We start from the raw sequence: 23,279 nt of genomic DNA, 5'->3' as shown, positions 1-23,279 counted from the left end.
TCGAACACCCAGGTGCGCAATGCTGTAGGCACCATGAACGCCGAACCTCCGCCCCCGGGCGCCGACCCGCCGCCATCGGATGGCGCGGATCCCGCACGCCGCCCGGACGACGCACCGGGCCGAGGCGCGTACCCCCGCATCAGGGCATGGGTGCTGCGCACCGGACGCCAACTGCGCACCCTGATCGTGCTGGTCGCCAAAAAGGCTTGGGACGATTCGATTTTCGCGAAGTCGGCGGCCGCGGCCTTCTGGCAGACGCTCTCGCTGGCGCCGCTGCTGCTCGGCCTGCTCGGCAGCCTCGGCTACGTCGGCGGCTGGTTCGGTCCGGACACCGTCGATATCGTGCAATCCAAGATCGTCAACTTCGGCCGGGAACTGTCCAGTCAGCAAGTGGTCACCGACCTGATCGAACCGACCGTGCACGATGTGCTCGGTCGCGGGCGGGGCGCGGTGGTCTCGGTGGGCTTCGTGCTGTCGCTGTGGGCCGGATCCTCGGCGATGGCCACCTTCGTCGATTCGATCGTCGAGGCACACGATCAGCAGGACGCCCGGCATCCGGTGTGGCAGCGGATCTTCGCGCTGCTGCTGTACCTCGGTTTCCTGGTGGCGGCGGTATTCATCCTGCCGCTGGTCGCGCTGGGTCCGCAGCTGATCGGGCGGATACTGCCCGCACCTTGGCGCGCAACAGGTTTGGCGCTGCTCGACGCGTTCTACTATCCCGGCGTCGGGCTGCTGCTCATCGTCGCGCTCGCCACCCTGTACAAACTGGCGCTGCACACCTCGCTGCCATGGCACCGGCTGTTTCTCGGCGCGCTGGTGGCCGGTGTGTTCTTCATGGCGGCCAGCGACGGACTGCGCCGATATCTGACCTGGGTCACCGCGACCGGCGTCAGCTACGGGGCACTGGCGGCGCCCATCGCCTTCCTGCTGTTCACGTTCTTCCTCGGCTTCGCCATCATCCTCGGCGCCGAATTCAATGCCGCCGTGCAGGAGCTGTGGCCCGCCCGCACCACCCGGATTACGCAGGTACGCGACTGGATCGTCGGGCAGGTGCTCGGCGAGGACCCGGAACCCGATGAGGCGGAACCGGATTCGCCGGAAAAGGATGCGGCGGATACAACCGCGGCGGGTGACGCGGACCGAAACGACACGAACCGCATCGAACCGACGAACATCGCCGCGGCGGCAAAGGTCGGCAGCGAAGGCCATCGCCTGCGCAAGTGAATCCCGCGCGCCGACGACTCGGCGCAGCATGACATGCCGGGCGCCGACGAGGCAGCGCCCGCCTCATATGGAAACGATCACCGGCGGGGCCGGGTCAGTCGCCCTTGCGCAGCCCTTCGTAGACCTTCTTGCACTCCGGGCAGACCGGGGAGCCGGGCTTCGGGGACCGTGTCACCGGGAACACCTCGCCGCAGAGGGCGACCACCATGGTGCCCATCACGGCACTTTCGGCGATCTTGTCCTTCTTGACGTAATGGAAGAACTTCGGGGTGTCGTCACCGGTCGACTCGTCGGTGGTCGTATCAGGACGAACGAGAGTGTCTGTGCTCACGGATCCATGATGCCCCATCACCCCCGCGGCGGGCTGACCACGGTATGTGCGCTGATCGGCCGGGAGTGGAAGACTCAGGGATATGCAGCAGCACGGCGAGTCCTCCGGCGCCGACGATCTCGGTGCGGGCGACCGCCCGGACGTCACGATGCCCGAGCGGCCCAGTTCCAAGGGTTACTTTCCGGGCAGCGACGACGACCGTCCGGTCCTGATCACCGACGCGCAGTCGTCATTGGAGGACCAGCACCGCTCGCGGGTGCGCCGCTACACCATCATCATGGCGTTCCGGATCCCGTGCCTGCTGTTGGCGGCGGTCGCGTACAGCGTGTGGGGCAGCGCGCTGATCTCGCTGCTGATCATCGGCGTCTCCATCCCGCTGCCGTGGATCGCGGTGCTGATCGCCAACGACCGCCCGCCCCGCCGCAAGGACGAACCGTCGCGCTGGGACCGGCCGCGCCCCGCGCTGGAATCCCGCCCGCACAACGCGATCGACGGCTAGTTCGCCCGAAATAGACCGGGCCGCACCCCGTTCCGCGGGTCGTGACCTGCGGGCAGATCGCGAATCCGGGATCGGAGTGCGGCATCCTGAGGCGGAATTCGTTCCGCCACAGCGGAATCGGCCCATCCCCTCCACAGGCGATTCCGTGCCGAGCCGCGGGTCGTCCCCGAACCCGCGGAGCGAGCACGATCGGATGGGTTCAGCCGCGATCAGGCGGTGACAGCGCGCGGCAAGCGCCGGATGACGATCGACATCACCGCCGCCGTGCCGCACAGCGCACCGGCGAGATACCAGGCCAGGTCGTAACTGCCCTGCATATCGCGGATGACACCGGCGCCGGTCGCGGCGATCGCCGCACCGACCTGGTGGGAGGCGAAGACCCAGCCGAAGGCGACGGGACCGTCGTCGCCGAACAGTTCGCGGCACAGCATCACCGTCGGCGGCACGGTGGCGATCCAGTCCAGACCGTAGAAGATGATGAAGACCCACATGCTCGGCTCGGTGTGCGGCGCCAGCAGCGAAGGCAGGATCAGCAGCGAAAGCCCGCGCAGCGTGTAATAGCCGACCAGTAGATAGCGTGGGTCGACGCGATCGGTGAGCCAACCGGAGAATACGGTGCCCGCGATATCGAAGATGCCGACGGTCGCGAGCAGTCCGGCGGCGGTGGTCGTCGGCATGCCGTGATCGTGTGCGGCGCTGACGAAATGGGTGCCGACCAGACCGTTGGTCGAGGCGCCGCAGATCGCGAAACCACCTGCCAGCAACCAGAATCCGGGTTTACGCGCCACGGTGGCCAGTACGGTGATCGCCCGCGCCGCGCCGCCCGCGGCGGCGACGCGCACGCCGACCGTACTACCCGGCTCCGCCCCGTACGCGCAAACGCCTGCGTCACTGGGGAAGTCGCGGATGAACAGCAGTACGAGCGGCACGACGGCCAGTGCGATACCCGCCACGATGAGCGATGGCAACCGCCAACCGTGGTCGTGCGCCACCGACGAGACCAGCGGCAGGAAGATCAGCTGCCCGGTGGTCCCCGCGGCCGTGAGCAGCCCGGTGACGAGCCCGCGATGCCGGACGAACCAGCGCCCGGTGATGGTGGCCACGAACGGCATCGACATCGAGCCGACGCCGACCCCCACCAGCAGGCCCCAGGTCAGCACCAGATGCCACGGCTGGGTCATGAATACCGTCAGCCCGCTGCCCGCCGCGACGAGCACCAGCGCGCCCGCCACCACTCTGCGAATGCCGAACCGGTCCATCAGCGCCGCCGCGAACGGCGAAATAAGGCCGTACAGCACGAGATTCAGCGAGACGGCACTGCCGATGGTGCCGTGCGACCAGCCGAATTCCTCATGCAGCGGGTCCATGAGCACGCTGGGCACCGAGCGGAAGCCCGCCGCGCCGAGCAGTGCGACGAAGCCGACCGCCGCCACCGTCCACGCCGGATGTGGCATGCGAAAACTGTTGCGGGGTGGGCTTATTGGTGGTTCAACGGCATTCCGCACCGACGCGCCCGGGCTCTGCAATTCAGTCACCACAGCAGCGTGCAGGAAAAGGATCTTCCGATCGAGTGGCCTGAATGCCACAATGCGTAAAGATCTAGCCATATACGAACTTCGGGAGGGCAGCATGATTCGGTGGGTCTGGGCATTTCTCGATCGCCCCGCCGATCGGTTCGACGCGGCGCTCGACTTCTGGACCGCCGTCACCCGGACCCGGCTCTCGCCCCGGCGCGGTGCGCACGACCAATTCGTCACGCTGCTACCGGAATCCGGCGACGCCTATGTCAAGGCGCAGGCCGTCGGCGATCGCGGCGGGGTACACCTGGATTTCGGCGTCGCCGATGCCAGGGCCGCGGCCGACCACGCCGAGCGGCTCGGCGCGAAAGTCGTTGCCGAGGAACCCGATCTGGTAGTGCTGACTTCGCCACAGGGTCTGGCGTTCTGTATGCACGGTGGCGGCGACGGGCACGAGATCGCGGCGCCGGTCGCCGCGCCGGACGGCACCCGCAGCAAACTCGATCAGGTCTGTATCGATATCGGCCCCACCGGCTTCGACGACGAGGCGCGGTTCTGGGCGGACCTGACCGGCTGGCGGCTCGAACCCGCGACCGAGCCCGAATTCCTGCGCCTCACCCCGCGCAGCCCGCAGCCGCTGCGAATCCTGTTGCAGCGCATAGGTGAGGACCGGCGGTCCAGCGCCCATATCGACATCGCGTGCACGGATGTCGCGGCACTGGCAGCCTGGCACGAAAGCCTTGGCGCACAACGTATTCGGCAGGGCGCCCACTGGATGGTGATGGCCGATCCGACGGGCGCGCCGTACTGCCTGACCGGCCGCGACCCGCACGTCATCCACGGCGGTGCCGACTGATGGCGGGCACCGGCAAGCATCTGGTCGCCGTGCTCGCGCTGCCGTCGGTGGTCGGCTTCGATATGGCGATCCCGCCGACCGTGTTCGGCGCCGCGGTCGACGCCGAGGGCGAATCGCTCTACGACGTGCGCGTCTGCGGTATGAACTCCGACCCGGTGCCGACGACCCAGGGCTTCACCGTCATACCCGAATGCGGTCCGGAACTGCTCGCCCTCGCCGATACCGTGATCGTCGCGGGCAACAATCTGCCCGGCCCGTTCCATCAAGGCACCATCCCGCCGGAGCTCACCGCGGCGCTCGCGCTCATCCGGTCCGATGCCAGGATCATCTCGATCTGCACCGGCGCGTTCGCCCTCGCGGCCGCCGGACTGCTCGACGGCCGCCGCGCGACGACGCACTGGAAATACGCCGACCGCTTCCGCGCGCTGTATCCGCGGGTGCGGCTGGACGAGAATCTGCTCTTCGTCGAGGACGGAAATATCTGCACCTCAGCGGGTTTGGCGGCCGGTATCGATATCTGCCTGCACCTCGTGCGGGCCGAGCACGGCAGCGAGGTGGCCAATCGCGCGGCGCGCTACTGCGTCGTACCGCCGTGGCGCGAGGGCGGCCAGTCGCAATTCATCGAACGTCAAGTGCCGGAACCGGGTTCGGACGGCACCGCGCCGACCCGCGCGTGGGCCCTGCATCACCTGGAACGCGAACTCGACCTGAATACCCTTGCCGCCCATGCCCGGATGAGCGTGCGCACCTTCACCCGCCGCTTCAAGGCCGAGACCGGCCTCGCCCCCGGCACCTGGCTGCTACAGCAGCGCCTGCGCCACGCCCGCCACCTGCTGGAGACCACCGACCTCCCGGTCGAGGCCGTCGCGCAATCCGCGGGCATCGGCACCGCCGCCTCCCTGCGCCACCACATGCGCGCCGACCTCGGCATCGCCCCACTGGCCTACCGCAAGACTTTCCGCGCCCCGGACCGAATGCCCCAACTCAACCGCGCCGGCTGATTGTGGCCACGGTCCGGCATTTCAGTTGCTGCCGTTCGACATGTGACGGCGGGGCGGGGCGGATGCTGAATGGTAGCGGTGGCAGAGTTGTCGGGTGCATACCGACCGAACGACCCTGCTCACCACGCTGTGTCCCGATCTGCGGGCGGCATTGCTCCGCACCGGCTACGACGCGGATACGCTGCTCACCGCGCTCGGCGCGGATGTGCATGCGGCACTTGGCCGTTCGGAACCGGTACCGGTGCGGCGCGCGGCCGCGCGGGCCGGTGAACTCGGCACGCTGATCCGGCTGCTGCTGTTGGGCGACGCGCTGCCGGAGCGGGAGGTGGCGGCCGCGCTCGCGCCCGTCGATATCGATCGCGCGGTCGCGGCCGGACTGCTGGACCGATCCGGCGCCGAACTGCGTGCGGCGCTGGATCTGCGGCCGCTGGACGTCGGCGCGGGCACCCGGTGGATCCTGTCGGATCTGGACGATTCGATGCGCAGGCGCACCCTCACCGAGGACCATGTGCTCGGCGTCGGCCACGCCTCGCTGTCGCTGCTGCGCGCCACCCCGACCGAACCGGTGGGTTCCGTTCTCGATCTCGGCACCGGGTGCGGGGTGCAGGCGGTGCATGCGGCCTCCTACGCGACATCCGTCACCGGGACCGATGTGAACCGGCGCGCGCTGTGGCTGGCGGAGGCGACCGCGGCACTCAACGAGATCGATCTGGAACTGCTCGCGGGCTCCTGGTTCGAACCGGTCGCGGGCCGGCGCTTCGATCAGGTGGTGGCCAATCCCCCGTTCGTGGTCGGCCCGGCCCGCGTCGAACACACCTATCGCGATTCCGGTCTGGCCCTGGACGGCGCGAGCGAACTGGTCATCTCCACCGCGCCGGACCTGCTCGCGCCGGGCGGCACCGCCGCCATGCTGGCGGCCTGGGTGCATGTGGACGGCGCGGACTGGCGGCACCGGGTCTCGTCATGGCTGCCCGCGTACGGCGTCGACGCCTGGGTGGTGCAGCGCGACGTCGCGGACCCGGCGCTGTACGTCGGAACCTGGCTGCGCGACGCGGGCCTCGATCCGCGCGACCCCGCCGCACAGGCCCGTGCCGAACAGTGGCTGGACGCCTTCACCGCCGCCGATGTCGAGGGAATCGGTTTCGGCTTCGTCTATTTGCGCGCCATCGACGGCCCCACCGAACTGCTCGCCGAGGATCTGACCCACGGATTCGACGACCCGCTGGGCGCTGAGGCGACCAAGTATTTCGAGCGCTCCGCGTGGCTGCGTGCCGTCGCCGGTGACGAGACCCTGGCGTGGCGTTCGCGTTTCGTCGTCGACCGGGCAACGGCGCTGGAGCGGATCTTCCTGCCGGGCGAGCAGGGTTGGGCGCAGGAGGTGGCCCGCCTGCACCGCGGCGACGGCCCGCGCTGGCAGCACGAGGTGGACAAATCGACCATCTCGCTGCTGGCGGGAATGCGGCCGGACGGACTGCCGTTATACGAACTGATCGAATTGCTGGCCCTGGCAAGCGGATCCGACGAGGTGACGGCCGAATTCGCGACCGATGCGCTCGGCGTCGTCACGGGGCTGGTACGACACGGTTTGATCCATCCCGCGTAACGGCTCGGCAACAAAACGCCATTCGGCGAACGCATTGGCGGTCCGGTGTTCCGGCATGCCTTACTTCTCAGGAACTTCTCAGACGGTAGTGACGAAAACCGCAGTTCAGAGCGGTTTACCGAAGCTGCCAACGGGAACTTTCTCCGTGTCGGGTCCGTTGTTCGGAGTGAGACACCACCGACAGGAGGCAAGTCATGACAAGCCCCGCCACCACTCGTGTGCGCACCAGCGAATCGGACCTCGACGCCCAGAGCCCTGCCGCCGACCTGGTACGGGTGTACCTGAACGGGATCGGCCGCACCGCACTGCTCACGGCCGCCGACGAGGTCGAGCTGGCCAAGCGCATCGAGGCGGGTCTCTACGCCCAGTACCTGCTGGAAACCGGCAAACGGCTGTCGGCGACCCGCAAACGGGATCTGGCGCTGCTGGTCCGCGAGGGCCAGGCCGCGCGATCGCACCTGCTGGAAGCCAACCTCCGCCTCGTGGTCTCGCTCGCCAAGCGCTACACCGGCCGCGGCATGCCGCTGCTGGACCTGATCCAGGAAGGCAACCTCGGCCTCATCCGGGCCATGGAGAAGTTCGACTACACCAAGGGTTTCAAGTTCTCCACGTATGCCACCTGGTGGATCCGTCAGGCCATCACCCGCGGTATGGCCGACCAGAGCCGCACCATCCGTCTGCCCGTCCACCTGGTGGAACAGGTGAACAAGCTGGCGCGGATCAAGCGTGAACTGCATCAGCAGCTCGGCCGCGAGGCCACCGATGAGGAACTGGCCAACGAGTCCGGCATCCCGGTCGACAAGATCTCCGATCTGCTCGACCACAGCCGCGACCCGGTAAGCCTGGATATGCCGGTCGGCAACGACGAAGAGGCTCCGCTCGGCGATTTCATCGAGGATTCCGAGGCCACCTCGGCCGAATCCGCCGTCATCGCCGGACTGCTGCACCACGACGTGCGTTCCGTGCTCGCCACCCTCGACGAGCGGGAACAACAGGTCATCCGGCTGCGCTTCGGCCTCGACGACGGTCAGCCGCGCACCCTCGACCAGATCGGCAAGCTGTTCGGGCTCTCGCGCGAGCGGGTCCGGCAGATCGAGCGCGAGGTCATGTCCAAGCTGCGCAAGGGCGAGCGGGCCGACCGGCTGCGCGCATACGCCAGCTGATTTCCGACTCGTGCCGGTCACCCCGGCACGTGCGACGACGCCGGGCCGATCCGAGGCAGGCCCGGCGTCGAGCTCGGTGACCGTTCACGGTCACCTCCCCAACGCCGACCGGTGTCCGCGCGTACCCGCCCCCTCCGGGTTTCGCGCGAACCGGTCGGCGGTGCTATCCCTGATTCCGCCCGCTGCCAACCGTTTTCGGCGCGAGCGATCAATTGCATTGCTCGTCATCGGGACTCAGCGCACCGTGCCGGTCATCGACCGCGACGTTCTCGGCTCGATCCGCACACCGGAACTCCACCGCGAATGTCGCCGCACGCCCGCTCATCATGGTGCGCGTCAACCGGTTTCGACGCACCGTTGCACTCGATATTCCACGATTGGGGGCATGACCATCACGTTGCGCACCCGCTGCGCCATCGACGACGAAGCGCTCTCACGGCTGCATGCCGAAACCTTCGGCGGCGGATACGAGCTCATTCCCTGGCGAGCCAGGTTGGAACGGCACAGCAGATCCTGGGTCGGCGCATTCGCCGACGACCGGCTCATCGGCTTCGTCCACGCGGTCTGGGACGGCGGCGGCCACGCCTTCCTCCTCGACACCATGATTGCCACCGACCACCAACACCAAGGCGTCGGAACCAGGATCGTCACCGCCCTCACGGACGATCTTCGCGAACTCGGAATCGACTGGCTCCACGTCGATTACGAACCGCACCTGAGCGACTTCTACCGAAAAGCCTGCGGTTTCAACGCCACCGACGCCGGCCTACTACGACTGAACTGAATCAGCCCGGGAAACAAAACATCCCCTGCCATCGGCCCGCACGGCGGCACCGCCGCGGACCTCGACTGCGCCCGCATGGGATGGAATCCCACTGTGTCTCACGGTTATTCGGTCGTGCCGCCGAACATCGCCGCGGCCTGGCGGCCCTTTTTCTGATTCGCCGCGATGTAGGGGCGTAGCTCTGTTTCGTAGGTGGCGAAGGCGGTTTCGTGGTCGCCGGGGGTTGCGGCCAGCTGGCGGGCGAGGGTTCGTGCGCCTATCAATGCCTGCGAGGTGCCCATGCCGCTGGTCGGCGCGGCGCAGTAGCCGGCGTCGCCGACCAGGGCGACCCGGCCGTTGGACCACCGGTCCAGATGGACCTGGCAGGACGAGGCGAAGTAGAAGTCCTCGGCGGCGGTCATCGCGTCCAGCAGGCGGGGTACTTCCCAGCCCTGTCCGGCGAACGCCGTCCGCGCCGCCTGTTCTTGTTCCGCGCGGGAGCGCCGGTCCAACTCGGGGGATGCGGTGGCGAAGGACAGGCTCACCGTGAGCCGGTCCGGATCGCCCGCGCTGAACAGGTAGATCGCCGTGCCCTGCCCCGGCCGCAACAGACCCTGGTGATCGAGTCCGAGGTAGTTGGCGGTGCTGAACCCGGCACCGGACATCCCCAGATGCCGCAGCGCGTCGGCCCGTGGACCGAACGCCAGCCGGCGGACGTTCGAATGGACTCCGTCCGCGCCGAACACCAGGTCGAAATCGGCGGTCGAACCACGCTCGAATTCGACCGCGACACCGGATTCATGTTGGGTCAACGCGGTGATCGAGTCGCCGAACACGTAGTTCACATCATCGGCGGTGACCTCGTGCAGGATGCGAGTCAGCTCGTACTTGGGCACCTCCAATTCACCCGCGAACACCTCGGCGGGCAGCTGCCCGGTCTCGGCGCCGCTGTCGTCCAGCAGAGCCGTGCCGCGCATCTTGGTCTCGTGCCCGCGGATCTCGTCGAGCACGCCCATCTCCGCCAGCACATCGAACGCCGTATCACGGAAGTCCACGGCATACCCGCTGTCGCGGACCAGCGGCGCGCGCTCGACGACGGTCACGTCGTATCCGTCGCGATGCAGGAAGTAGGCGAGGGCGGGTCCGGCCACGCTCGCACCCGAGATCAGAACCTTCGGCTTCGTCATGAGAAGAACTGTAGCCGAGGTTTAGACGTTTGTGCAATCCAAATGGATAAACCAAATGGATAAGCATGCGGCTATGCTTCAGGACATGGGAAACCGCGAAGCCTTGTTGGCCGGAGCCAAGCAGTGCCTGATCGAACGCGGCTGGGCCCGCACGACGGTCCGCGATATCGCCGCGGCCGCCGGGGTCAACCACGCGGCCATCGGCTACCACTTCGGCTCCCGGGACGCACTGCTCACCCAGGCACTGGTGCTCGCGGTGGACGAACTCGGCGCCGAACTCGCCCACCGCGGCCCGGCCGACAGCCCGGAACAGCGCTGGCAGGCCCTGATCGACACCTTCACCACCCACCGGTCCCTGTGGGTCGCCCAACTCGAAGCCATCGTGCAAGCCGAAAGATCGCCCGAGATCCGCGAATACCTCGCTCAGGGACAACGGGAGGCACGCGCGGGGCTCGGCGGTTCGGTACCCCTGGCCTTGCTGACCGGGCTGATGCTGCAATGGCTGGTGGACCCCGAGCACGCGCCCTCCGGCGAAGACGTGATCACCGAATTGCGTTCTCTCACAGCGACTCTCTGACAACCCACGCCATCGGCACCGGAGACAACGGCGTCCCGTTCCATCGGCAAGCCGAAATCCACTGTATTCCGCCGCGTTCACCGGCATTTCGGGGTACGACCGGTCGATCGTCTTATGTGTCAGTAGGTTTCGGGACACCGAGTCCATCGTCGACCGCGACGTTCTCGGATTCGATGCGCAGGCCGGAGCTCCGCGCCTGCAAATCGAGCAGGATCGCGAAATCCTCGTCGATCCGGCCGCTGGACACCGCCGCCTGCACGAGTTGGGCGGTCGCGGCGGCCACCGGCATCGGCACGTCGAGATCGTGTGCGGCGCCGAGTCCGAGATCGAAATCCTTGCGCAGCAGCACCGGTGTGAAAGTCGGTGTGTAATCCAGGTTCACGAACGCCGGGGTCTTGTAGCGGGTGAAGGCCGAACCCAGCACGCTGTCGTTCAGGAACGCCAGGAACGCCGCGCGCGATACGCCGCCCTTCTCCGCCAGCACGGTCACCTCGGCCAGCGACTGGGTGACCACGCCCAGAAACAGGTTGTGACAGATCTTCACCAGACGCGCCACATCGCCCTCACCGACGTAGGTCGCGGACTTGCCGATTCGCCGCAGCAGCGGCGCGACCCGCTCGTAGACCTCGCGCGGTCCGGACACGGCGATCGTCAATTCGCCCGCCGCAACGACTTTCGCGTTACCGCTCACCGGGGCCGCCAGGTATGCGACACCGCGTTCGGCGCAGGCCGCGCGAATCGCGGCCGAGGATTCCACCGAGACCGTCGAACAGTCGACGACCACTCGCGGTACGCGCGGCGGCGCGGCCAGCAACCCGTCCGGTCCGAGCAGCACCTGCTCCAGATCGGCCGGGGTGGACACCATCGTGAAAACCAGGTCGAGCCCACGCAATTCGGCGATGCTGTGTGCGACGGTGCAGCCGCGCCCGGCCAGCGGCTCGGCCTTGGCACGGGTGCGGTTCCACACCGTGACCGGCAGGCCGTCGCCGGCGAGCCGCACGACCATCGCGGCCCCCATCCGTCCGGTGCCGATCCAGCCGACGGTGGTCTCGTTCATCGCGTCCATGAAGCTCCTCGGCGTAGTCGGATGCGGTGCGGATTCCTCGATCGCGCACCGGTATCCGCACGCCGGGCTCGCGTATTCGCCTGCCCGAAGCCAATAGTTCCCGAATCGGCGGATATTTTCGCGTCCGACACCCGAAATCTGCTCAGGCGGTTCAGCTTTCATCGACCGGTCCGCGGCGACAACCCGCGGGAATCTCCTCGAAATCACGACAGGAGGTGTCGTGATTATTTGAGAGCTTTGTTTCGACGACCACCGGACAGCCCGGCGGTCCCGTAACAAGAGAGGGTTCCAAGTGGGATCTCAGGTCAATCCGTGCATCATGTTCAACGGCAACGCGCGGCAGGCGATGGAGTTCTACCAGCAGGTCTTCGGCGGCGAGCTGGAGTTGGGAACCGTCGCGGACTTCGGCTCACCGGACGCACCCCACGCAGACAAGGTCATGCACTCCCGCCTCGACACCCCGGCCGGCTACACGCTGATGGCATGGGACTTTCCCGAGGATAGGCCAGGCTGGCCGCCATATCGGCCGGGAAATAACGTCGCGGTCTTCATAGACGGTGACGACAGCGAACTTCATGACCATTTCCAGAAGCTGTCCGAAGGCGGCACCGTCACCCTTCCACTGGAAAGGCAGGTCTGGGGTGATGTGGCGGGCTCGCTCGTCGACCGGTTCGGCATCACCTGGATGATCAACATCGGCGCCCAGTGAGCGACAACCATATTCGCCCTGCCATGATCACCAGGCGAAGGCTGTCGATCCGCCGCGCGGATCACTTCGCACCCGGCACCGGAATACTCAGGGGCGGTTCACTATTCGCCTGAGGAACCGGCGTCCAATACCTCGCCGAGGCGGCGGACGATGCCGGGCCAGCCGCCGCGCATGATGGTGCGGGACAGTTGGGCGGTGGGGTCGTCGGGGTCGAAACCGCTGTGGGTCAGCAGCATTCGGGTGCCTCGCCCCTCCGGGTAGAGGTCCCAGGTGACGGTCCAACCGGTGTCGCGGGTGGCGGCTGCGTCGTTCCAGGTGAAGCGGAGACGTTCGGGTTCGACGACCTCCAGTACCTCGCAGCGGACCTCGCCGGAGAAATTCACGGCGGGCATCGGGCGCGCCTTCATCCGGAAGCGATTACCGGCGACGGGCTCGAAACCGATCGGCTCCATCAGCCACTGCCCCATCAACTCCGGGGTGGTGATCGCGCGCCACACCTTCGGCCGCGGATGCGGATAGAACTGGTCGAGCACGATCGTGGTCGGGTCGTCGATCACCAGCACACTCCCTTCGGTTCGGATACACGCTGGGCCGTGGTCACGCTCCGGCGCGAGGCGACCGCGGCGCGGCCGCATCGGCGGGGTCGTCCGGCATGGCATCGAGCACCGTGCCGAGAGTGCGCATCCTGTCGCGCCAGAACCGTTCGAACGGCGCGAGCCAGGATTGCAGATCGTGCAGCGGTTGCGGTTCCACCCGGTAGAAGCGGTGGCGGCCGCGCTTCTCCTCACCGACCAGCCCGCAATCGCGCAGCACCTTCAAATGTTCGGACACACTGGGCCGGGCCATATCGAACCGTTCGGCGATGTCCTGGACCGACTGCTCACCGTCGAGCAGCAGGTCCAGGATTTCGCGGCGGGTCGGGTTGGCCAGCGCGCCGAACACCAGGTCGGTGCTGCTGGTTTTCAGGCGTTGCGGCATGCGGGCTCTCGTTCGGTCGAGGTCACCGGCGCCGGAACAGTGCCAGCGCGGCGACGATGGCGATGCCGAGGATACCGAGGCACCACGCCACCGCGGCCGCGACGTAGTAGCCGCCGGCGTGCCCGAACCCGTGCAGTCCGGCCACGCCCTGGGTGAGATACCGATTCGCCTCGATGATCACCGTGAGCGGTTGGTGTTCGGCGAACACCCGCAGCCAGCCGGGCATCGTGTCGACCGGAACGTAGGCGCTGGACACGAACGACAGCGGCAACACCAGGAATGCCAGTCCCTGCGCCGACTGCACATCGCCGGTGGCCAGCCCGATCGCGATGAACACCCAGGTGAACGCGACCGCCGTCAGCAGGCACAGCCCGAGCATCGCCACGGCACCCGTAACACCCTGGTGCGCACGGAAACCCACCGCGAACGCGACCGCGGCCGTCACCAGAAGCACGAATACGGTCAGCGCGTGCGCGCCGAGTGCGCGCCCGAACAGTACGGCGATCCGCGGCATCGGCAGCGAACGGAATCGGTCGATGACGCCGCGCCGCAGATCTTCCGCCATCGCCGCCCCGACGCCCATCACCGAGAAGACCATGCCGACGGTGAGAATGCCCGGCACCATGAAGTCGACGTAGCGCAGCCCGCCCGCCGCGATGGCGCCGCCGAATACGTAGCGGAAGATCAGCAGGAACACCACGCTCTGCAGCACCGCCATGACGATCACCGGCGGGTTGCGCACCGTCATCAGCAGCACCCGCCGCGCGATGGCCGCAGTGGCGGCAACGGGATTCGCGCGCCGCGCCACCGGATGGTCGAGTGTCGCCGCGGTCATCGCCGCACCTCTGTTCGCGAAAAGACCTCGAATCGGCCGTCGGTCGGGGCAGTCAGGTTCAGAAAGGCCTCCTCCAGCGTCGGTTTGCGAACGGTGACCTCCTCGATGGTGACGCCCGGCACCGCGAAGCAGCGGGCGGCGTCCTCGCCACCGGACGACGAGGTCCAGGTCATGGTGCGGGACTCGCGGTCGACGCTGGGGTCGGCCGCGGTCAGCGTGACCCGGATCGTGTCGAGATCCGTTGCGCGCCTTGTGCGTATCGTCACGACATCGGCGGCATGGGCGTCCTTCAGCTCACCGGGTGTGCCGTCGGCCAGGATGTGGCCGCCGTCGAGCACCACGATCCGGTCGGCGAGCGCATCGGCCTCCTCCAGATATTGCGTGGTGAGGACGACATCGGTACCGCCGGTGACCAATTCGGTGACCAGTGACCAAAGGCCGTGGCGCGCAGCGGGATCCAGGCCGGTGGTCGGTTCGTCGAGCAGCAGCAGGCGCGGCCGCCCCACCAGGCTCGCACCCAGGTCGAGGCGGCGGCGCATACCGCCGGAGTAGGTGCCGACGCGCCGGTCGGCGGCCTCCCGCAGCCCGAGTCGCCGCAGCACCGCGGCCGCAGCGGCGCGGGCGTCGCGACGGGTCAGCCCGAACAGGACGCCGATCATTTCCAGGTTCTCCGCACCGGTCAACAGCGGTTCGACGGTAGCGTGCTGACCAGCCAGACCGATGAGCCCGCGGACTCGGCGCGGGTCGCGCACGGTGTCGTGGCCGAGCACCCGGAGGGTTCCGGCGTCGGGGTCGGTCAGCGTGGCGAGCATGCGCACCAGGGTGGTCTTGCCCGCACCGTTGCGGCCGAGCACCGCGAGCAGGCTGCCGGGTTCGGCCGTCAGGTCGAGATTGTCGAGCGCGGTGGTGTCACCGAACCGCTTGGTGACACCGTGCGCTTCGAAAAGGGTTGTCACCGTGCCCCATCGGCGACCAGGACGTACGAATTGCCGTCCGGGTCGGAGAAGGATGCCTGCCGCCCCCACTGCTCGTCGGTGGGTCCGTCGACATCGGCGCCCGCCGCGCGCAACTTCTCGACGACGGCGTCGATATCGGGGGTGTTCACGATCACGCCCGCGAGGTTCCCCGCGCTCGCGCCCGGGAACGGCTTGTGCAGGATGATGCCGGTGCCCGTCTCGCCCGCGCCCACCTCGAGCCACCGGTTGTCGCCGAATGTGTTGTCGGCGCGCACGGTCATGCCGAGCACACCGGTGTAGAAGTCCTTGGCCCTGTCCTGGTCGGAGACGAAGGCGGTGATCTTCCCTATCTGCGAAATCGTCATGGCGATGACAATAGGTAGGAATTAACCTACCTGTCAACCGTAGGATTTTTCCTACCCGATGTGCTCGAAGCGCGTGGACCGGCGAGTATCCGGGGTGGCGGCGGCTAGCCCAGGCGGCGCGGGCCGGTGTCGAAGCGGCTGGGCTCCGGGCCGATTCGCCCTCGCGCATAGAGGATTTCGGCGGATGTCGGCGAGGCCAGCACCGGATCGAAGGACAGCTCCCGCATTTCGGGAATATCGTCGAACAGGGCCGAAATGCGTTGCGCCAGTTCGGCGAGCGCGGCCTTGTCGACCCGCGGGCTGGCCGGGGTTCCGGAGAGCAGCGGAGCCGCGCGGGGCGCGTCGATGAGGGCCGCGGCCTCGTCGCCGGTGAGCGGCAGCGCGCGGTAGGCGCGGTCGCCGAGCAATTCGATGATCATGCCGGACAGGCCGAATTCGATGACCGAACCGAACGACGGATCGTCCTTGACGCGCAGCACACAGCCGACGCCCTTGGTCGCCATCTTCTGCACGTGCAGCACCGGATCGCCGCAGATCTCCACCAGGTCGGTATATGCCTGACGGACCGCGGACGGGCGCCACAGATCCAGCCGCACCCCGGTGAGATCCGGCCTGCGACGCCACATTTCACCGGTCGCCTTCGCCGCCACCGGATAGCCGAGTTCCTCGGCCGCCGCCACCGCCTCGTCCGCGTCGCGCACCTCCCGGAATTCGACCACGCGAATTCCGTAGCAGGACAACAACTCGACGGCCTCGAGATCCGAAAGCCAGCGTCCCCCGGACTCGCTCATCCATCCGCTGACCAACCGCCGGGCACGATCCGCGTCGATCCCGTCGGGTCGCGCGACGCGTGGGGACACCGGACGGCTCCGCCACTCCGCGTAGCGGCGCACCCGGGCCAGCGCACGGGCGGCGCGCTCCGGATCCGGATAGGACGGAATGGATCCGCGCATCACGCTGGCGCCCGGCCCGCGCACCGCGAGCAGATTCGGCATCCCCTGCTCGGCGACGAAGGTGGTGAGAATCGGTTTCGCCGCATCGGGCACGGCCGCGGCGGCGCTGCGAATGGCGTCGGCGAACTCGGGTACCGAAACCGGCACCGGCGGCGCGAAAACCACTATCAGCGCATCGATTTCGGAGGCGCGCAACGCCTCGGCCACCGCGTCGAAATAGTCTCCGGGCCGCGCCTGCGGGCCCAGGTTCACCGGCTCGCCCACCACCAGCCCCTCACCGTGCGCCGCGTCCACCGCCAGCCAGTCGAGCGCGGTGCTGTTGCCGATCACCGCGAGCCGGGATCCGGACGGCAGCGGCTGGTATGCGAGCAGCGCGGCACAGTCGAACAGCTCCGAGATCGAATCGACCTGCACGATTCCGGCCTGCGCGAACAGATCTCGCACGATCGAGCGGTCCATATCGGACCGCGCGCCACCCGCCATCCGGCCGCTGCTCACCGCGACGATCGGTTTGGTGCGCGCCACCCGCCGCGCGATCCGGGAGAACTTGCGCGGATTACCGAAACTCTCCAGGTACAGCAGCACCACATCGGTATCGGGCGCGGTGTCCCAGTACTGCAGCAGGTCGTTGCCGGAGACGTCGGCACGGTTACCCGCCGATACGAAGGTCGACAGGCCCAGGTTGCGGGCCGCGGCCTCACCCAGGATCGCCGCGCCGAGCGGGCCGGACTGGCAGAAGAAACCGATCCGGCCGCGCCCCGGCAGCACCGAGGCCAGCGTCGCGTTCAACGAGACCGCCGGATCGGTGTTGGCGATGCCGAGCGCGCTCGGCCCGACCACCCGCATCCCGTGTCCCCGTGCGGCGGCGACCAATTCGCGTTCGGCCGCGGCGCCGCCGACACCGGTTTCGCTGAACCCCGCGGTGAGCACGACAAGTCCCTTGACGCCCTTGGCCATACAGTCGTCGAGCACCGAGGCGATCGCCTCCGGCGGCACCGCGACCACCGCGAGGTCCACCTCGTCCGGAATGTCGCGGACCGTCGCATAGGCCCGCACCCCGCGCACCGATTTGCGGTTCGGGTTCACCGGATACACCGGCCCCTGGAACACCCCCGACAGCAGATTGGCCAGCACCGAGCCGCCGACCCGGCCCGCGCCGACCGTCGCGCCGATCACCGCGACCGAACCCGGCCGCAACAGGTTGCCGACGCTGCGCGCCTCGGAGGCCCGCTCGCGCGAATCCCGAACGGACAGCAGGGCTTCGGTCGGATCGATGGCGAACTCCAGATGCAGCACCGAACCGTCCCTGCTGCGCTCCACCTGGTAGCCGGCGTCGCGGAACACGGTGACCATCACCGTGTTCTCGGCGAGCACCTCCGCGACGAAGGTCTCGATCTTGTTCTCGGCCGCCGCGCCCGCGAGATGTTCCAGCAGCACCGATCCGAGACCGCGACCCTGATGCTCGTCGGCGACCACGAACGCCACCTCGGCCGAGCGCGGGCCGGTGCGGTCGAGCAGTTCGTACCGGCCGACCGCGACGATCGATTCCCCGAGTTCCAGCACCAGCCCCACCCGGTCGCGATGGTCGACGTGGGTGGAGCGGTACAGGTCCTTCGGCGAAATCCGCGGGTACGGACCGAAATAGCGCAGATACCTGGTGCGGTCGGACAGCGCGGCATGGAACTCCTGCAACCGTCCGGCGTCGTCCGGGGTGATCGGGCGCAACCGAACGACGCCGCCGTCGGAGGCGAGCACATCGGCGAACCAGTGCTGCGGCGGTGGCGGCGGCACGGCCGGTGTGTCCGGCGAATCCGGTACGGGCGGTTGATCAGTCACGGGTGTCCTCCGGGTCCAGGCCCAGCAACCCGAAGGTGGCCCGGCGGGTGGCCAAGATGGCCGTATCGATGGCTCGCTGCGCGCGGTCGGTGCGCGCGTCCCCAGTCTCCCCCGTGCCGCCGGGACCATCCCAGGCACGGTATCCGGTATCGCCACCGTCGCCCATGGTGTGCGGCGGCTCGGTGCGCGGCGCGGCCCGGCGCACCAGATCCAGCCAGTCGCCCGGGATCTCGGTGGCCGGATCGATGACGCGGTCCAGCGCGGTGGCGAGCAGGTGCGTCCAGGCCCGCGGCACCACCCGGACCACGCCGTAGCCACCGCCGCCGACGGCGAGCCAGCGGCCATCGGCGTAGCGATCGGCCAGCTCCCGCATCGCCAGGAAGGCCGCGCGCTGCCCGTCCACGGTCAGCTCCAGATCCGCCAGCGGATCCTCCCGATGGGTGTCCACGCCGCACTGGCTGATCAGGATCTGCGGCCGGAAGGCGGCCAGCGCGCCGGGCACCACCGCGTGAAATCCGCGCAGCCACTGGGCATCCCGGGTCCCCGGCGGCACCGGCAGGTTGATCGCGGTACCTGTTCCGGCATCGCATCCGGCCTCCTCGGGCCAACCGGTGCCGGGCCACAGCGTGGCCGGATGCTGATGGATGGACACCGTCAGCACCCGCGGATCCGCGTAGAACGCGTGCTGCACGCCATCGCCATGGTGCACGTCGACATCCACGTAGGCGATCCGGTCGTAACCGTGTTCGAGCAGCCACGAAATCGCCACCGCCACATCGTTGTAGACGCAGAAACCGGCCGCGTGACCGGGCATGGCGTGGTGCATGCCGCCGCCGATGCTTACCGCGCGCCGGGTGCGGCCCGCCGCGATCTCGCGCGCCGCCGCCAGCGTTCCGCCGACGATCACCGACGCGGCCTGGTGCATATGCGGAAAGACCGGATTGTCCGGCGATCCGAGACCATAGGGCGGCGACTGCGGCGAACCAGCGGGCTGCCGGGCGTGTTCGACGGCCGCGATGTAATCGGCGGTGTGGATGCGCAGCAGATCGGCGCGGCCGGCCGGATCCGGCGCCAACGGCTCGACACCGTCCAGCAATCCCAGACTTCGGGCCAGCGCCATGGTGAACTTCAGGCGCACCGGCTTCATCGGGTGGTCCGGGGTCCAGGTGTAGTCGAGGAAGTGGTCGGTCCACACCACCGTTCCCGCACTGCGCGACACAGCCATACCGCAACGCTAGCGGGAAGCTACCGGCCCCACGCGACGTTGCTATGCAGTAGAAATAGAGCCCAGTACCAACACGGCGGCCTGCCGTGTGCCGACGGCTCGCGCGGCACGGCATCGGATTCGGATGCGGCGGTGTGAACCAGGGCGTGCGCAGCGCGGCGCATGAGAGTGCGCGCGACGCAATGCCTGCGGGTCCGGCACACGGTGGTGTCGGCGTGCGTAGGTAGAATTCGTCCCGACGAAGGGGTAAAAGGTGAAGGATCTGGTCGACACCACGGAGATGTACCTCCGTACCATCTACGACCTCGAGGAGGAGGGCGTGGTGCCCCTGCGCGCTCGCATCGCCGAGCGGCTCGAGCAGAGCGGTCCGACGGTGAGCCAGACCGTCGCGCGGATGGAGCGCGACGGTTTGCTGCTGGTCGCCGGTGATCGTCATCTCGAGCTCACCGAGAAGGGCCGCAGCATGGCGGTCGCGGTGATGCGCAAGCACCGGCTGGCCGAGCGGCTGCTGGCCGACATCATCGGATTGGATTGGCAGAACGTACATGCCGAGGCGTGCCGCTGGGAGCACGTGATGAGCGAGGATGTGGAGCGGCGCCTCGTCGAGGTGCTGAACCACCCGACCACCTCCCCGTACGGCAACCCCATCCCCGGCCTCGACGAACTGGGTGTCGTGCCGCAGACCACCGCCGAGGAGAGCCTGGTCCGGCTGTCGGATCTGCCGCACGGCCAGGTGCACGCCGTGGTGGTGCGCAGGCTCGCCGAGCACATCCAGACCGACCCCGACGTCATCGGTCAGCTGCGGGAGGCGGGCGTCGTGCCCGACGCCCGCGTGACCGTCGAGACCAAGCCCGGTGCGGTGCTCATCACCGTGCCCGGTCACTCGGGTTTCGAACTGTCCGACGAGATGGCCCATGCCGTCCAGGTGAAGTTGGTCTGAGGCGTGCGACTTCTTGTCACGGGTGGCGCGGGTTACGTCGGCGGCGTCTGCGCCCAGGTGTTGCTGGAACAAGGGCATGAGGTCGTCGTGGTCGACGATCTGTCCACCGGAAATGCCGACGGGGTGCCCGAGGGCGCCCGCTTCGTCGATGGCGATATCGCCGAGGCCGCGCCGCGGCTGATCGGCGCCGAATCCTTCGACGGCGTCCTGCATTTCGCCGCGCAGTCGCTGGTCGGTGAATCGGTGCAGCAGCCGGAGAAGTACTGGCACGGCAATGTGGTGAAAACGCTGACGCTGCTGGAGGCGATGCGCGCCGCGGGCACGCCCCGCCTGGTGTTCTCCTCCACCGCGGCGGTGTACGGCGAACCCGAACAGGTGCCGATCACCGAGGACGCGCCGACGCGGCCGACGAATCCGTACGGTGCGTCGAAGCTCGCCATCGACCATGCCATCACCTCGTACGCGATCGCGCACGGGCTCGCCGCGACCAGCCTGCGCTACTTCAACGTGGCGGGCGCGTACGCCGGTCTCGGCGAAAACCGGGTCGTGGAAACCCATCTCATCCCGCTGGTGCTGCAGGTGGCCGCCGGGCACCGCAAGGCGATCTCGATCTTCGGCACCGACTGGCCGACCGCCGACGGCACCGCGGTGCGCGACTACATCCACATCCGCGACCTCGCCCAGGCGCATCTGCTGGCGCTGGACACCGCGGCGCCGGGTACGCACCGCATCTTCAATCTGGGCAGCGGCACGGGATTCTCGGTGCGCGAGGTGATTTCGGCGTGCGAGCGGGTCACCGGGCTGCCGATCCCCGCGGTCGAGGCCCCACGCAGGCCCGGCGACCCCGCCGTGCTGATCGCGTCGAGCGAGCGGGCCGTCACCGAACTCGGCTGGCGCCCCGAGCACACCGAGCTCGACGAAATCGTCTCCGACGCATGGGATTTCCTGCGCGCGCTCGGTCCGCGCGCACATTCCGCCAAGTCCTGACCCGCGCCGGGCCGCGATGGCTGTCATCGCGGCTCCGGACCGAGGTCGACACCCAGATCGGTGGCGGTTTCGAAACCGCAGTGGGCGAGTTTGCGCAGGTGCTCGGGCCGCAGACCCATGTACAGCGAGGTCTCCAACAGACGGGCCATGGGGTGCATCGGATCGGCTTCGAGCGCGGCCTGCAGTGCGACACCGGCCAGCGGGCCGTCACCCCGGGTGTACGCGTGGTAGCCGAGCAGGGCCGCCATCTCCGCGCGGTCCGGGCCGGTGGTCACCTGGACCAGTGCGATCCACAGCTGTTCCGCCGCATCGGCGTGGTCGCCGATCGCGAGTGCGAACATGGTGTCGCGCACCGCGTGATCCCGCAGCGCCGCAACGAGTTCGGCGAGCTCGGCGGCATCGAGGCCCGCGCCGGATTCCAGATTCGCGATCTGCCACAGCACATGGTGCAGCGCCTGCCTGCTGTATCCGTTCGGGTCGCCACGGTGCACCGCTCGCCGGTAGCGATCCATGGCGTCGGCGACCGCGTCGTCCAGGTGCGCGGCGACCTCGGCGGTGCGGATCGGATCGGCCGCCACCAGCCCGGTGAGCTCCGCCCGGGAGCGCCGCAGCGGTCTGCCGTCGAGCACATGGGACATGGCCACCATCGATGCGGCCGGATCGGGTAGCGACCCACCGCATTCCGGCCCGAGCAGACTCCACCAGCGTCGTCCCGGTTCGCATTCGGGCACCGCCCACGCCGCGTCGAGTCCGATATCGTCGGCCGCCAGTTCGCGCCGCAGTGCGGCCGCCATCGCCGCGAAATATCCTCCGCCGCAACGGTTCCGGCGTCGCCCACGCCGCCCGGATGATTCCCGTGCCCGATCGTCGACGAAGACGGCGATGACCTTGGCCGCGCCCATCCCGGCACAGATCCGCACCACATAGGGCGCGACCGTCTCGGCCCGCAGCCTGCCGTCCCGCTGATCCACATCGAATCGCGCCACCGCGTCGATCAATTCGGGCCCGCCCGGCACCGGCGTCGGGCACAGCACCGCGACCACCAGCGAGCGCTCCGGCGGAAAACCCACCAGCGCGGGCACCGCCGCGATCAAATCGCCCGGCTCATCGATCCGCACCGCGTTCGGATCGGCGCGGGGCCGGGACCGCGGCGGCCGCTCCCCGCATTCCGCGCCGCGCCACTCCCTCGCCGAGCGGCCGGTCCTGAAATACGGTGCGCCCTGCGCACATTCGACCGCACCGGCAGAGCTTGCGGCCGGGAACCGGCCGACGGACGATGCCCCGGACTGTTCGACAGGCGCTGTTCCCGTGCGATTGCCGAGGTCGGCCTCGGTATCCGTCGCGCGGGCGCCGTTCTCGGCGCGATAGTCCGGCGCGCTCTCGGCGCACACCGGTGCGCGCGCCTGGTCGCGCGATGAAACGCTGACGTGGGCGCCGCTCGATAGGCCGCCGGGTGAGCCGAGCGAACCGCCGCGGCACCGCACGGGATGCGCGGGTAGCGGGCCGGTGTCCGGAATGTCGCCGGCGGGCATGGGGTTCGTGTGGGTCGTCATGGGTCGAGCGTGCGCCGACCCTCCTGGGCGGCAGATCGAGCTGACCTGGGGATTCAGGTTGCCCTGTGGATAATTCCGGGGTTGTGGACAACTTCCGGCCGGGACCGGGCCGGAGGGCGGGGTGTGTCGGGCCGGACTGCTACAGTCCGCGCGGG

At 68.5% G+C, this 23,279-nt stretch carries 23 protein-coding genes; 11 read left to right on the top strand and 12 right to left on the bottom strand.

The features are described 5' to 3' along the window. The first annotated feature begins 33 nt into the window (after positions 1–33). Entirely contained in the window at positions 34–1,224 is a 1,191-nt protein-coding gene (locus LGY53_RS11680; RefSeq protein ID WP_225726672.1) for a YihY/virulence factor BrkB family protein, read from the top strand. A gap of 94 nt (positions 1,225–1,318) precedes the next feature. On the opposite strand, the gene LGY53_RS11675 is transcribed toward LGY53_RS11680, so the two are convergent. Then, a complete protein-coding gene (locus LGY53_RS11675) occupies positions 1,319–1,555 on the bottom strand; it encodes a DUF3039 domain-containing protein (RefSeq protein ID WP_225726671.1) in 237 nt (78 codons plus the stop codon). 148 nt (positions 1,556–1,703) lie between these two features. Here LGY53_RS11675 and LGY53_RS11670 point away from each other — a divergent pair, with 148 nt between their 5' ends. Further along, positions 1,704–2,054 (top strand): DUF3099 domain-containing protein, encoded by a 351-nt coding sequence (locus LGY53_RS11670; protein ID WP_225726790.1) that lies wholly within the window; start codon positions 1,704–1,706, stop codon positions 2,052–2,054. Positions 2,055–2,263: 209 nt separating this feature from the next. Here the strand turns inward: LGY53_RS11670 and LGY53_RS11665 are convergent, their stop codons facing one another. Beyond that, positions 2,264–3,508: an MFS transporter gene (locus LGY53_RS11665; protein WP_225726670.1), complete on the bottom strand. Its 1,245-nt coding sequence runs from the start codon at positions 3,506–3,508 to the stop codon at positions 2,264–2,266. A gap of 175 nt (positions 3,509–3,683) precedes the next feature. On the opposite strand from LGY53_RS11665, the gene LGY53_RS11660 reads away from it, so the two are divergent. The 5 genes from LGY53_RS11660 to LGY53_RS11640 all read left to right on the top strand — a co-directional run bounded on the left by LGY53_RS11660 (position 3,684) and on the right by LGY53_RS11640 (position 8,978). Next, positions 3,684–4,427, top strand: coding sequence for a VOC family protein (locus LGY53_RS11660; protein WP_225726669.1), 744 nt, complete (start codon positions 3,684–3,686; stop codon positions 4,425–4,427). Beyond that, positions 4,427–5,428, top strand: coding sequence for a GlxA family transcriptional regulator (locus LGY53_RS11655; RefSeq protein WP_225726668.1), 1,002 nt, complete (start codon positions 4,427–4,429; stop codon positions 5,426–5,428). The genes LGY53_RS11660 and LGY53_RS11655 overlap by 1 nt, the downstream gene beginning before the upstream one ends. Before the next feature lie 94 nt (positions 5,429–5,522). Beyond that, entirely contained in the window at positions 5,523–7,031 is a 1,509-nt protein-coding gene (locus tag LGY53_RS11650) for a methyltransferase (protein WP_225726667.1), read from the top strand. A 194-nt stretch (positions 7,032–7,225) separates the two neighbouring features. After that, positions 7,226–8,194, top strand: coding sequence for a sigma-70 family RNA polymerase sigma factor (locus tag LGY53_RS11645; RefSeq protein WP_167476263.1), 969 nt, complete (start codon positions 7,226–7,228; stop codon positions 8,192–8,194). Between the two features lie 385 nt (positions 8,195–8,579). Then, on the top strand, positions 8,580–8,978 hold the full coding sequence (locus LGY53_RS11640; RefSeq protein WP_225726666.1) for a GNAT family N-acetyltransferase: 399 nt from the start codon (positions 8,580–8,582) through the stop codon (positions 8,976–8,978). A 104-nt stretch (positions 8,979–9,082) separates the two neighbouring features. Here the strand turns inward: LGY53_RS11640 and LGY53_RS11635 are convergent, their stop codons facing one another. Continuing rightward, positions 9,083–10,144: an FAD-dependent monooxygenase gene (locus tag LGY53_RS11635; RefSeq protein ID WP_225726665.1), complete on the bottom strand. Its 1,062-nt coding sequence runs from the start codon at positions 10,142–10,144 to the stop codon at positions 9,083–9,085. An 85-nt stretch (positions 10,145–10,229) separates the two neighbouring features. Here LGY53_RS11635 and LGY53_RS11630 point away from each other — a divergent pair, with 85 nt between their 5' ends. Next, on the top strand, positions 10,230–10,721 hold the full coding sequence (locus LGY53_RS11630) for a TetR/AcrR family transcriptional regulator (protein ID WP_225726664.1): 492 nt from the start codon (positions 10,230–10,232) through the stop codon (positions 10,719–10,721). A 112-nt stretch (positions 10,722–10,833) separates the two neighbouring features. On the opposite strand, the gene LGY53_RS11625 is transcribed toward LGY53_RS11630, so the two are convergent. After that, positions 10,834–11,787: an NAD(P)-dependent oxidoreductase gene (locus LGY53_RS11625; RefSeq protein WP_225726663.1), complete on the bottom strand. Its 954-nt coding sequence runs from the start codon at positions 11,785–11,787 to the stop codon at positions 10,834–10,836. A gap of 292 nt (positions 11,788–12,079) precedes the next feature. Between LGY53_RS11625 and LGY53_RS11620 the strand changes: the two genes are divergently transcribed. Continuing rightward, complete coding sequence (locus LGY53_RS11620) at positions 12,080–12,496, top strand: VOC family protein (RefSeq protein WP_225726662.1); 417 nt, start codon at positions 12,080–12,082, stop codon at positions 12,494–12,496. Between the two features lie 101 nt (positions 12,497–12,597). Here LGY53_RS11620 and LGY53_RS11615 read toward each other — a convergent pair whose 3' ends face one another. The 7 genes from LGY53_RS11615 to LGY53_RS11585 all read right to left on the bottom strand — a co-directional run bounded on the left by LGY53_RS11615 (position 12,598) and on the right by LGY53_RS11585 (position 19,644). Beyond that, positions 12,598–13,053, bottom strand: a complete 456-nt coding sequence (locus LGY53_RS11615; RefSeq protein ID WP_225726661.1) for an SRPBCC domain-containing protein — start codon at positions 13,051–13,053, stop codon at positions 12,598–12,600. 40 nt (positions 13,054–13,093) lie between these two features. Next, positions 13,094–13,474: a helix-turn-helix transcriptional regulator gene (locus LGY53_RS11610; RefSeq protein ID WP_225726660.1), complete on the bottom strand. Its 381-nt coding sequence runs from the start codon at positions 13,472–13,474 to the stop codon at positions 13,094–13,096. 22 nt (positions 13,475–13,496) lie between these two features. Continuing rightward, positions 13,497–14,309 carry an ABC transporter permease gene (locus tag LGY53_RS11605; RefSeq protein WP_225726659.1) on the bottom strand — a complete coding sequence of 271 codons (813 nt, stop codon included), beginning with the start codon at positions 14,307–14,309 and terminating at the stop codon, positions 13,497–13,499. Next, the gene (locus LGY53_RS11600) at positions 14,306–15,265 is read right to left on the bottom strand and encodes an ABC transporter ATP-binding protein (protein WP_225726658.1); all 960 of its coding nucleotides are present in this window, start codon (positions 15,263–15,265) and stop codon (positions 14,306–14,308) included. The genes LGY53_RS11605 and LGY53_RS11600 overlap by 4 nt, the downstream gene beginning before the upstream one ends. Then, on the bottom strand, positions 15,262–15,630 hold the full coding sequence (locus tag LGY53_RS11595; protein ID WP_225726657.1) for a VOC family protein: 369 nt from the start codon (positions 15,628–15,630) through the stop codon (positions 15,262–15,264). Before LGY53_RS11595 ends, LGY53_RS11600 begins: the two co-directional genes overlap by 4 nt. Positions 15,631–15,734: 104 nt before the next feature. Next, positions 15,735–18,419 (bottom strand): bifunctional GNAT family N-acetyltransferase/acetate--CoA ligase family protein, encoded by a 2,685-nt coding sequence (locus LGY53_RS11590; protein WP_225726656.1) that lies wholly within the window; start codon positions 18,417–18,419, stop codon positions 15,735–15,737. Then, complete coding sequence (locus LGY53_RS11585; protein WP_225726655.1) at positions 18,412–19,644, bottom strand: acetoin utilization protein AcuC; 1,233 nt, start codon at positions 19,642–19,644, stop codon at positions 18,412–18,414. Before LGY53_RS11585 ends, LGY53_RS11590 begins: the two co-directional genes overlap by 8 nt. A 253-nt stretch (positions 19,645–19,897) precedes the next feature. On the opposite strand from LGY53_RS11585, the gene LGY53_RS11580 reads away from it, so the two are divergent. Next, a complete protein-coding gene (locus LGY53_RS11580) occupies positions 19,898–20,584 on the top strand; it encodes a metal-dependent transcriptional regulator (protein WP_225726654.1) in 687 nt (228 codons plus the stop codon). Positions 20,585–20,587: 3 nt separating this feature from the next. Beyond that, the gene (galE, locus tag LGY53_RS11575) at positions 20,588–21,571 is read left to right on the top strand and encodes a UDP-glucose 4-epimerase GalE (RefSeq protein WP_225726653.1); all 984 of its coding nucleotides are present in this window, start codon (positions 20,588–20,590) and stop codon (positions 21,569–21,571) included. 23 nt (positions 21,572–21,594) lie between these two features. On the opposite strand, the gene LGY53_RS11570 is transcribed toward galE, so the two are convergent. Then, the gene (locus tag LGY53_RS11570) at positions 21,595–23,124 is read right to left on the bottom strand and encodes a DUF4192 domain-containing protein (RefSeq protein ID WP_225726652.1); all 1,530 of its coding nucleotides are present in this window, start codon (positions 23,122–23,124) and stop codon (positions 21,595–21,597) included. Positions 23,125–23,279 lie beyond the last annotated feature (155 nt).

It is taken from the genome of Nocardia sp. JCM 34519.1 (genome assembly GCF_020361265.1).
GTDB lineage: Bacteria > Actinomycetota > Actinomycetes > Mycobacteriales > Mycobacteriaceae > Nocardia > Nocardia arthritidis_A.
This window is presented reverse-complemented; position numbering and strand designations above follow the sequence as displayed.

What these genes read in the sequence shown, in the direction of transcription:
- LGY53_RS11680 (WP_225726672.1), top strand. Translation starts at nt 34, where the DNA reads ATGAACGCCGAACCTCCGCCCCCGGGCGCCGACCCGCCGCCATCGGAT.
- LGY53_RS11670 (WP_225726790.1), top strand. Translation starts at nt 1,704, where the DNA reads ATGCCCGAGCGGCCCAGTTCCAAGGGTTACTTTCCGGGCAGCGACGAC.
- LGY53_RS11665 (WP_225726670.1), bottom strand. Translation starts at nt 3,508, where the DNA reads ATGCCACATCCGGCGTGGACGGTGGCGGCGGTCGGCTTCGTCGCACTG.
- LGY53_RS11660 (WP_225726669.1), top strand. Translation starts at nt 3,684, where the DNA reads ATGATTCGGTGGGTCTGGGCATTTCTCGATCGCCCCGCCGATCGGTTC.
- LGY53_RS11655 (WP_225726668.1), top strand. Translation starts at nt 4,427, where the DNA reads ATGGCGGGCACCGGCAAGCATCTGGTCGCCGTGCTCGCGCTGCCGTCG.
- LGY53_RS11645 (WP_167476263.1), top strand. Translation starts at nt 7,226, where the DNA reads ATGACAAGCCCCGCCACCACTCGTGTGCGCACCAGCGAATCGGACCTC.
- LGY53_RS11640 (WP_225726666.1), top strand. Translation starts at nt 8,580, where the DNA reads ATGACCATCACGTTGCGCACCCGCTGCGCCATCGACGACGAAGCGCTC.
- LGY53_RS11635 (WP_225726665.1), bottom strand. Translation starts at nt 10,144, where the DNA reads ATGACGAAGCCGAAGGTTCTGATCTCGGGTGCGAGCGTGGCCGGACCC.
- LGY53_RS11630 (WP_225726664.1), top strand. Translation starts at nt 10,230, where the DNA reads ATGGGAAACCGCGAAGCCTTGTTGGCCGGAGCCAAGCAGTGCCTGATC.
- LGY53_RS11625 (WP_225726663.1), bottom strand. Translation starts at nt 11,787, where the DNA reads ATGGACGCGATGAACGAGACCACCGTCGGCTGGATCGGCACCGGACGG.
- LGY53_RS11610 (WP_225726660.1), bottom strand. Translation starts at nt 13,474, where the DNA reads ATGCCGCAACGCCTGAAAACCAGCAGCACCGACCTGGTGTTCGGCGCG.
- LGY53_RS11605 (WP_225726659.1), bottom strand. Translation starts at nt 14,309, where the DNA reads ATGACCGCGGCGACACTCGACCATCCGGTGGCGCGGCGCGCGAATCCC.
- LGY53_RS11595 (WP_225726657.1), bottom strand. Translation starts at nt 15,630, where the DNA reads ATGACGATTTCGCAGATAGGGAAGATCACCGCCTTCGTCTCCGACCAG.
- LGY53_RS11585 (WP_225726655.1), bottom strand. Translation starts at nt 19,644, where the DNA reads ATGGCTGTGTCGCGCAGTGCGGGAACGGTGGTGTGGACCGACCACTTC.
- LGY53_RS11570 (WP_225726652.1), bottom strand. Translation starts at nt 23,124, where the DNA reads ATGACGACCCACACGAACCCCATGCCCGCCGGCGACATTCCGGACACC.